The following is an 8,724-nucleotide window of genomic DNA, read 5'->3' as shown; positions in this document are numbered from 1 at the left end:
ATCATCTCCTCCATCTCGGCGACGTCGGCCTTCAGTTCCTCCACCTCGGGATCGAGGTCGGGATCGCCGATCATGTCGAGCGCCAGCTTCATCCGCGTCAGCGGCGTGCGCAGGTCGTGACTGACGCCGGCCAGCATCTCGGTGCGCTGGTTGATCTGGCGCTGGATGCGCTCGCGCATCAGCAGAAAGGCGGAGGCCGCCTGCCGCACCTCCGTCGCCCCCTCCATCTTGAAGTTGGAGACGTCGCGGCCCTTGCCGAGCGCGTCGGCGGCGATGGCCAGCCGCTTGATCGGCCGGATCTGGTTGCGCATGAACAGAATGGCGACCGCGAACAGCACGATGGCCGACCCGACCATCCACAGGATGAAGATGTAGCTGGTGGGTGAGAACAGCCGGCGTTCCGGCGACATCACCGACAGCACCCCGTCAGCCATCTGCACCCGGATCTCGTACCATTCATGGGCGACGCGGGTGTTGATGGTGAAGGGTCGGCCGACCCGGTCGTCCAGTGCCTTGCCCAGCGTGCGTTCCAGCAGGCCGCTCAACGCGCGGCGCTTGTCCGGCAGGGTCTGGTCCGGCTCCAGCGTGACGATCAGGTCGGTGGTGCGGGCGGCCGTGGCGAGCGTCCAGTCGCGCCCGTCCTGCGACGGGTCGCGCTCCAGCATGGCGATCACGGTGGCGATATCGCCGGCGACCGCGTAGGCCAGCCGGTTGGTCACCGTATCCCAGTGGCGATCGTAGAAGATCCAGGTCGCCACCGCCTGGGCAAGGATCACCGGGGTGACGATGATCAGCAGGGACCGCCCGAACAGCGTGCGTGGCAGAAAGCGCTTCAGAAACGGCGTGCGCCGCCGCCGTTCGGCCCGGCGGACCGCCGCCCGCCCGGCGGCGGCATCGTCCGCTCCGGCCTGTCCGCTCGCCGTCACGGATCGGGCCTCAGCACATAGCCCTCGCCACGGACCGTGTGGAGATAGCGCGGCTCGCGCGGGTCGGCCTCGATCTTGCGGCGCAGGCGGGTGACCTGGACATCGACGGTGCGGGCATTGCCGGCGACCTTGCTGCGTTCGGTCAGCTCGTCACGGGTAAAGGTTACGCCGGGGGAGGTGGCAAGGATGCGCAGCAGACTGGCCTCAGCCGTGGTCAGGCGGATCACCTCGTCCCCTTGCCGCAGCTCGTCGCGGTCGGGCAGGTAGGTGAGGGGGCCGAGCCGCACCGGCGCGGCCAGCGGAGCCGCCGGCTCGGGCGGGCGGGCGGCCTGCCGGCGCAGGATTGAGTTGATGCGCAGCAGAAGCTCGCGCGGGTTGAATGGCTTGGCGAGATAGTCGTCGGCCCCGGCCTCAAGTCCGGCGATGCGGTCGTCCGGTTCGTCGCGGGCGGTCAGCAGCAGGATCGGCAGGTCGCGCTCGCGCCGCAGCGATTCGGTCAGCGACAGGCCCGATTCGCCCGGCATCATGATGTCGAGCACCAGCAGGTCGAAGGCCAGCCCGCCCAGCTGTCCCCGCGCATCGGCGGCGTCACGGGCGGTGCTGACCAGAAAACCGTTGCTGGCGAGATATTTGCGCAGGAGTTCGCGCAGGCGGGTGTCGTCGTCGACGACCAGGATGTGGGGCTGATCTTCGGTCATGGCCGGACTATAACGCGGGTCCACGCAATCGACCTAGGGTGGCCTTGCGGGAGATTTCCTGGATATGCATGGCGGGCAGACGTGTAAGGGCTTGGCCGTTTCGTCCCCGATCCGTGTTAGTCTCCATATGCCCTCCGCTGAGGGCCGAGAGACACGAGGAGCGATCACGATGGCCTATGACCACAGGTCCAACGACCCCAGGGACCTGGACGCCCAAGACCTCGCCGAAATGACCCGCGCCTTCCTGGCAAAGGGCGGGAACATAGTCCAATGTCCACCGGGCGCTTCCGAGAACGTGGTGTATCGCAAGGGCGGCTTCCGCCGCCGCACTCCCAACGACGCCAAGACGACCGCGGAGAAGCCGGCCGACACGACCGCCGCAGCGCCGGCACAAACCGAATCGAAAGCCGGCTGATCCGGTCCAGCTTTTCCGGATCAGCGCTTTACGGCAAGACGGGCAGGGGGAACGGGCGGAGCGAACTTCGCCCGGTCCTCCTCGTCCAGCATGCCCATCATCACCTTGCGGAACCCTTCCACCGCCTCGGCGCCTGCCATGCGATAGGCGCGGGCGATGCGCTGGCGCTGGGTTTCGGACAGCTGGCGTTCCAGCTCCACGCCCTTTTCCGTCAGCTCCAGCAGGCGCTGCCGCCGGTCGCGGGCACCGGTCTGCTGGTCGATGAAGCCCTGGCGCACCAGTTCGCCCAGCACGCGCGACAGGCTCTGCTTGGTGATCTTCAGGATCGCCAGCAGTTCCGACACCGTGATCCTGGGATAACGGCCCACGAAGTAAATCACGCGATGATGCGCGCGGCCGAAGCCGATCTCCGCCAGAATCTCATCCGGTTCGGCGGTGAATTCGCGATAGGCGTAGAAAAGCAGCTCCATTCCGGTGCGGAGTTCCTCCTCGCGGAGAAAGAGCTGGTTCACGCCCGCTTTAAGGTCAGCCATGGCGACGCGATTGGTTCGATTTATTCTAATTAGGACAGCAGCACAGACATAAACAATCGCGTGCCCGGTTACAAGGACAAGCTCGTTCCGGCAACCGGCTTTTCCACCGCCGATCAGGCGCTGCCGATCAGGATGCCGGTGCCGAAAACCAGCAGCCCGCCGACCACCACTTGAAAGGCCGCCGACAGCAGCGGCGTGTCCATGTAGCGGTTGCGGATCCAGGCGATGACGGCCAGTTCCACCGCCACCACGGCGATGGCGATGGCGGTCGCCGTCCAGAAGTGCGGGATCAGGTAGGGCAGGGCGTGGCCGAGACCGCCCAATGTGGTCATGGCGCCGCAAACCAGTCCGCGCAGCCACGGGCTGCCGCGCCCGGTCAGCGATCCGTTATCGGACAGCGCCTCGGCGAAGCCCATGGAGATGCCGGCACCGATGGAGGCGGCCAGACCGACCAGAAAGGTCTCGTGGCTGTCCTGGGTGGCGAAGGCGGCGGCAAACAATGGCGCCAGGGTGGACACCGACCCGTCCATCAGCCCGGCCAGACCCGGCTGGACGATCTGCAGAAGGAACAGGCGGCGTTCCGATTCGTGCTCCTGCTCGCGCACGCGGGGAGACACGTATTTCGCCTCCAGCCGCTCGGCCTTGGCCTCGTGCCGGCGCTCCTCCTCCGCCAGATCGCCCAGCAGCTGGCGGATGGCGGCGTCCTGCGACCTCTCGGCGGCGCGCGTGTAGAAGCGCTTGGTCTCCGCCTCCATCAGTTCGGCCTGCCGGCGGACGGTGTCGAGCCCCAGCGGGCGGGTGAGCCAGACCGGCTTGCGCTCCACGAATCCCTTCACGTCCTGGCGGCGGATCAGGGGAATGTGGTCGCCGAAGCGGGCGCGGAACAGTTCCAGCAGCCGGTGGCGGTGCCCGTTTTCCTCTGACGCCATGGCACGGAACATCTTTGCCGTGTCGGGGTAATTGTCGGTCAGCCCGTGGGCGAACTCGTCATAGATGCGGCTGTCCTCTTCCTCCAGGGCGATGGCGAGCGCCAGCAGCTCCTTTTCCGTCAAATCCGAGAAGTTCTTCATGGGGTCAGGCCTTCGCCGCGTGGGAATGGTGCGTTGCGAATGATGCTATTCCGGAAAGGGGCATCCGCAACATGGCACTTCGTCTGATGTGGACCATCCCGGTGGATGACCGGCCTTGGCCGGGGACCTGCTACAAGATGTCTCTTATGGCTGCCGGGGGCCGGTGCGCCGGTTGGGTGAGTGGAAATTCGCCTGCGGGCTTGCTATGGGCTTCGGTCACGAGAGGCCAAGAACGTTCCACAAGTTCCCCCATAATGCCGAGATAAGAAGGAAACGACCATGACCGCCAACCGGAAGCTGATCGCCGGAAACTGGAAGATGAACGGGTTGAAGGCCGACGGGCTGGATCTTGCGTCCGACCTCGCCGGGCGGCTGAAGGGCGCCGGTCCGGTCGTCTTCGACATGCTGGTCTGCCCGCCCTTCCCGCTGCTCTTCCCGGTGGGCGAGGCCATTGCCGACAGCCCGCTGGCGCTGGGCGGCCAGGATTGCGCGCCGAAGACCTCCGGCGCCCACACCGGCGACGTGGCGCCGACCATGCTGAAGGATGCCGGCTGCCGCTTCGTCATCCTCGGCCATTCGGAGCGCCGTGCCGATCATGGCGAGAGCGACGCCGTGGTGAACGCCAAGGCGGTGGCCGCCCACAAGGAGGGTCTGGTTGCCATCATCTGCGTCGGCGAGACCGAGGCGCAGCGCGACGCCGGCCAGGCCAACGCCGTGGTGTCGGATCAGTTGGCCGGCTCCATCCCGGCCGGTGCGACGGCGGAGAACACCGTCATCGCCTATGAACCGGTCTGGGCCATCGGCACCGGCAAGACCGCGACTCCGGACGACGTGCGGGCGATGCACGCCCACATCCGCGCCGAGCTGGACGGCAGGATCGCCGAAGCCGCCAAGGTCCGCATTCTCTATGGCGGCTCGGTCAAGCCGGGCAACGCGGCGGAACTGATGGCTGTAGAGAATGTCGACGGCGCGCTGGTCGGTGGTGCTGCGCTGAAGGCGGACGATTTCTGGGCCATCGCCACCGCCTGCCGCTGATACGCCACGCTGGTGTCAGCCATGCCGCCAATGGATATGGCATGGGTATTTTGGCGCTGGCATATCGCGTCCTGGCGCGGTACAACAATGGGCGCGCGCCACGGGCCCTTAAGACGGCCTGTGGCGCGCTATTCGATTTTTGGGATGGTGTGGGGGGAGCATCGCATGGAATCGGTGATTCTGGTCATTCACCTGCTGATCGCCCTCGGGCTGGTCGGTGTGATCCTGATCCATCGGTCGGAAGGCGGCGGGCTCGGCATCGGCGGTGGAACCATGGGCGGCATGATGAGCACCCGTGGCACCGCCAATCTGCTGACGCGGACCACCGGCATTCTGGCGGGCTGCTTCTTCGCCACCAGCATCGTGCTGGCGATCCTGGCCGGCGGACATTCGCGCCCGGCGTCGATCATCGACACGCTGCCGGCCAGCCCGGCGGCTCCCGCTCAGCCGGCCGCTCCGGCCCAACCCGCGCCGCCGGTGTCCCAGTAACGGGGCAGTTACCAGCGCACGGGTACGAAGCGGACAGCGAGGCGGCCTCCCCGAAGCCGCCTCTTTCTTTTGAGGGCCGACGACCGCGACAGGAGTTTCGGCGCCGACCCTTCGGGGGACGTTGAACAGCTCCTCCCTATGGGGGGATGGAAAATCCGTTCCCTCTGGGGACATGGAACAGCTCTCAAGCTCTTCGGACGGACATGACTCGCTACATCTTCATCACCGGTGGCGTCGTTTCTTCGCTGGGCAAAGGTCTGGCGTCGGCGGCGCTTGGGGCGCTTCTCCAAACGCGCGGTTACAAGGTGCGGCTGCGCAAGCTGGATCCGTACCTGAACGTCGATCCCGGCACGATGAGCCCGTACCAGCACGGCGAGGTCTTCGTGACCGACGACGGGGCGGAGACGGACCTTGACCTGGGCCATTACGAGCGCTTCACCGGCGTTTCGGCCCGCAAGGGCGACAACATCACCACCGGCCGCATCTACTCCACCGTGATCGCGAAGGAGCGTCGCGGCGATTACCTGGGCGGTACCGTCCAGGTCATTCCGCACATCACCGACGAGATCAAGGAGTTCATCCGAGCCGACGCCACCGACGAGGACTTCGTCCTGATCGAGATCGGCGGCACGGTGGGCGACATCGAGTCGCTGCCCTTCCTGGAGGCGATCCGCCAGTTCGGCAACGAGGTCGGCCAGGAGAATGTCCTCTACATCCACCTGACCCTGCTGCCCTACATCCCGACCGCCGGCGAGCTGAAGACCAAGCCGACGCAGCATTCGGTGAAGGAGCTGCTGAGCGTCGGCATCCAGGCCAACATCCTGCTCTGCCGCGCCGACCGCCCGATTCCGGAGAACGAGCGCAAGAAGATCGCGCTGTTCTGCAACATCCGTCCGGAGCGGGTGATCGCGGCGCTGGACGTCGAGTCGATCTATCAGGTGCCGATCAGCTACCACGAGGAAGGCTTCGACACCCAGGTTCTGAGCTATTTCGGCCTGCCGACCGACAAGGAGCCGGACCTGTCGCGCTGGACCCGCATCATGGACCGGGTGCGCAAGCCGCAGGGCGAAGTCACCATCGCCGTGGTCGGCAAGTACATCAGCCTGCTCGACAGCTACAAATCGCTGGCCGAGGCGCTGACCCATGGCGGCATCGCCAACAACGTCAAGGTCAACCTCGACTGGATCGATTCGGAGATCTTCGAGGACGACGACGCGGCGGTGAAGCGGCTGGAGAATGTCCACGGCATCCTGGTGCCGGGCGGCTTCGGCTCGCGTGGCACGGAAGGCAAGATCCGCGCGGCCAAGTTCGCCCGTGAGCGGAAGGTGCCCTATTTCGGCATCTGCTTCGGCATGCAGATGGCGGTGATCGAAGCCGCCCGCAACATGGCGAAGATCGAGGATGCCGGCTCCACCGAGCTGGGCAAACCGGGCAACCCGGTCGTCGGCCTGATGACCGAGTGGATGCGCGGCAACACGCTGGAGCGCCGTGCCGAGGCCGGCGACCTGGGCGGCACCATGCGTCTGGGCGCCTATCCGGCCAAGCTGCTGGAAGGCAGCAAGGTCGCAGAGGTCTATGGCACGGCCAGCATCTCCGAACGGCACCGTCACCGCTATGAGGTGAACGTGTACTACAAGGAGCGTCTGGAGAGCTGCGGCATGAAGTTCAGCGGCCTGTCGCCCGATGGGGAACTGCCGGAGATCGTCGAGATCCCAGACCATCCCTGGTTCATCGGCGTGCAGTTCCACCCGGAACTGAAGTCCAAGCCGTTCGACCCGCACCCGCTGTTCACCGCCTTCATCAAGGCGGCCATCGACCAGAGCCGGTTGGTCTGAGCCACCGGGAGCAAGGTCGGCTCCCCAGCGTCGACAGCGATCCCCGAGAAAGCCCCGCCCTAAATGGCGGGGCTTTCTCATTTCCGTAACCTTCCCAATAGGTCACCTTCCTTGCGTGCCCGACACCCTTGTGCCACGATCCTTAGAAAATCGCACAACCAAACAATCTGGATGGGGAAGGATCATGAATCGCGTCAGGACTGCTGCGCTCGCTGCCTGCCTTACCGCGCTCGCTGCGGTTCCGGCTGCGGCGGCGGACTATTCCTCCACCATCTTCTTCGGCGACAGCCTGACCGACAGCGGCGCTTTCCAATCGCTGCTGCCGGTCGGCGGCAAGTTCACCACCAATCCCGGTCCAGTGTGGGCGGAAAACCTCGCCGGGGCGCTCGGCACCTCCGCCACCACGGCGGCGCGTGGTGGCACTGACTATGCGGTTGGCGGGGCGCGAGTGAACAGTCCGGTCGGCTTCCCCGCAACCAGTCCGACCGCGCTCGCCCCCAGCGTGGCGACGCAGATTTCCGGCTATCTGGCCTCCAGCGGCGGCCGGGCCGATCCCAATGCGCTCTACACCGTCTGGGGCGGTGCCAACGACATCTTCACAGCGCTCAACAACCCCGCCACCGCCCAGGCGACGGTGACTCAGGCCGCCGGCGATCTGGTGACGCAGGTGGCGCGGCTGCGTGCGGCCGGGGCACGCACGATCCTGGTGCCGACGGTGCCGGACATCGGATCGACGCCGTTTGGGCTGGCCCAGGGCGCTTCCGCGGCGGCCCAGATCACCCAGCTGGTCAGCGGCTATAACCAGCTCGTCACGCTGGGGCTGGCGAATGCCGGCGTTTCGGTCATTCCAATCGACACCTATTCGCTGCTGCGGGCCGCGGTGGCGAATCCGTCTTCCTTCGGCTTCATCAATGTGACCGGCACTGCCTGCACCACCAGCAGTTCGCTGCTCTGCACCTCCGGAACGCTGGTGACGCCGAATGCGGCGCAGACTTACCTGTTCGCCGACGGCGTCCATCCGACCACCGCCGGGCACCGTGCTGTGTCGGACTTCGTGCTGAACGCTCTGACCGCCCCCGGCAATGTCGCGCAGCTCGCCGAATCGCCGATCCACACCCGTGACCGCCTGACCTCCACCATCCTCGCCCAGGCGGCGACCAGCCTGTGGAGCCGCAAGCCGGGCACGACCGGTGCCTGGATCAGCGGCGGAGTCGGCCGGCTGACCAGCGACAGCACCGGCGATCCCGGCGCCGGTGGACAGGCGGAGGTGCGCGGCACGCCGCTGTCGGTCAGCGTCGGCATTGACAAGCGCTTCACCGAGAACCTCCTGCTCGGCGTCGCGGGTACGGCGTCGCATTACCGCGGCAGCTTCTCCACCGGCGGCGACTACAAGCAGCGGGAGTATGTACTGAGCGGCTATGGCGTCTTCCGGATGGGCGGCGCCTTCGTGAACGGTGTCGGGTCCATCGGCTTCACCGATTACGACCTGCGGCGCGGCGTGACCATCAACGGCACCGACCATTCCACCGGCGGCAACACCGAGGGCATCAACGCCTCCATCGGCGCCGAGGGCGGCTATGAGTTCACGACCGGCGGGTTGACCCATGGCCCGCTGCTGGGGCTGCGTTACCAACATGTCGAGGTTGAAGGATTCAGCGAGGACAACAGCCTGTCGGCTTCACCTACCGGTCGCAGACGCGCAACTCGCTGGTGGCAGCATCGG

The 8,724-nt window shown here is 66.3% G+C and carries 9 protein-coding genes; 5 read left to right on the top strand and 4 right to left on the bottom strand.

The window, feature by feature from the left end; translation table 11 throughout:
- Together I71_RS13395 and I71_RS13390 are read right to left on the bottom strand one after the other, a co-directional pair.
- Positions 1-926 (bottom strand): HAMP domain-containing protein (locus tag I71_RS13395; RefSeq protein WP_042695355.1); only part of this gene is annotated, 926 nt, incomplete at its 3' end.
- Positions 923-1,624, bottom strand: coding sequence for a response regulator (locus I71_RS13390; protein ID WP_042695354.1), 702 nt, complete (start codon positions 1,622-1,624; stop codon positions 923-925). The genes I71_RS13390 and I71_RS13395, both read right to left, overlap by 4 nt.
- Before the next feature lie 169 nt (positions 1,625-1,793).
- On the opposite strand from I71_RS13390, the gene I71_RS13385 reads away from it, so the two are divergent.
- Positions 1,794-2,039, top strand: coding sequence for a hypothetical protein (locus I71_RS13385; protein WP_244433816.1), 246 nt, complete (start codon positions 1,794-1,796; stop codon positions 2,037-2,039).
- A 20-nt stretch (positions 2,040-2,059) separates the two neighbouring features.
- On the opposite strand, the gene I71_RS13380 is transcribed toward I71_RS13385, so the two are convergent.
- Both I71_RS13380 and mbfA read right to left on the bottom strand, forming a co-directional pair.
- Positions 2,060-2,572 carry a MarR family winged helix-turn-helix transcriptional regulator gene (locus I71_RS13380; RefSeq protein WP_042695353.1) on the bottom strand — a complete coding sequence of 171 codons (513 nt, stop codon included), beginning with the start codon at positions 2,570-2,572 and terminating at the stop codon, positions 2,060-2,062.
- 113 nt (positions 2,573-2,685) lie between these two features.
- Positions 2,686-3,642, bottom strand: a complete 957-nt coding sequence (mbfA, locus tag I71_RS13375; protein WP_042695352.1) for an iron exporter MbfA — start codon at positions 3,640-3,642, stop codon at positions 2,686-2,688.
- A 279-nt stretch (positions 3,643-3,921) separates the two neighbouring features.
- Between mbfA and tpiA the strand changes: the two genes are divergently transcribed.
- The 4 genes from tpiA to I71_RS13355 form a co-directional block, all read left to right on the top strand.
- Positions 3,922-4,677: a triose-phosphate isomerase gene (tpiA, locus tag I71_RS13370; RefSeq protein ID WP_042695351.1), complete on the top strand. Its 756-nt coding sequence runs from the start codon at positions 3,922-3,924 to the stop codon at positions 4,675-4,677.
- A gap of 165 nt (positions 4,678-4,842) precedes the next feature.
- Positions 4,843-5,166: a preprotein translocase subunit SecG gene (gene secG, locus I71_RS13365; protein WP_042695350.1), complete on the top strand. Its 324-nt coding sequence runs from the start codon at positions 4,843-4,845 to the stop codon at positions 5,164-5,166.
- 203 nt (positions 5,167-5,369) lie between these two features.
- A complete protein-coding gene (locus I71_RS13360; protein ID WP_042695349.1) occupies positions 5,370-7,001 on the top strand; it encodes a CTP synthase in 1,632 nt (543 codons plus the stop codon).
- Positions 7,002-7,185: 184 nt separating this feature from the next.
- Positions 7,186-8,724 (top strand): autotransporter domain-containing protein (locus I71_RS13355; protein ID WP_042695348.1); only part of this gene is annotated, 1,539 nt, incomplete at its 3' end.

This window comes from Azospirillum sp. B506 (genome assembly GCF_000333595.1).
In the GTDB taxonomy this organism is placed as follows: Bacteria; Pseudomonadota; Alphaproteobacteria; order Azospirillales; family Azospirillaceae; genus Azospirillum.
The sequence above is the reverse complement of the archived record's forward strand: the minus strand, read 5'-3'. Positions and strand labels throughout refer to the sequence as shown.

Bases quoted from the DNA above. Each gene is read 5' to 3' on its own strand.
- secG (WP_042695350.1), top strand. From the start codon at position 4,843: ATGGAATCGGTGATTCTGGTCATTCACCTGCTGATCGCCCTCGGGCTG.
- I71_RS13360 (WP_042695349.1), top strand. From the start codon at position 5,370: ATGACTCGCTACATCTTCATCACCGGTGGCGTCGTTTCTTCGCTGGGC.
- I71_RS13390 (WP_042695354.1), bottom strand. From the start codon at position 1,624: ATGACCGAAGATCAGCCCCACATCCTGGTCGTCGACGACGACACCCGC.
- I71_RS13380 (WP_042695353.1), bottom strand. From the start codon at position 2,572: ATGGCTGACCTTAAAGCGGGCGTGAACCAGCTCTTTCTCCGCGAGGAG.
- I71_RS13385 (WP_244433816.1), top strand. From the start codon at position 1,794: ATGGCCTATGACCACAGGTCCAACGACCCCAGGGACCTGGACGCCCAA.
- tpiA (WP_042695351.1), top strand. From the start codon at position 3,922: ATGACCGCCAACCGGAAGCTGATCGCCGGAAACTGGAAGATGAACGGG.
- mbfA (WP_042695352.1), bottom strand. From the start codon at position 3,642: ATGAAGAACTTCTCGGATTTGACGGAAAAGGAGCTGCTGGCGCTCGCC.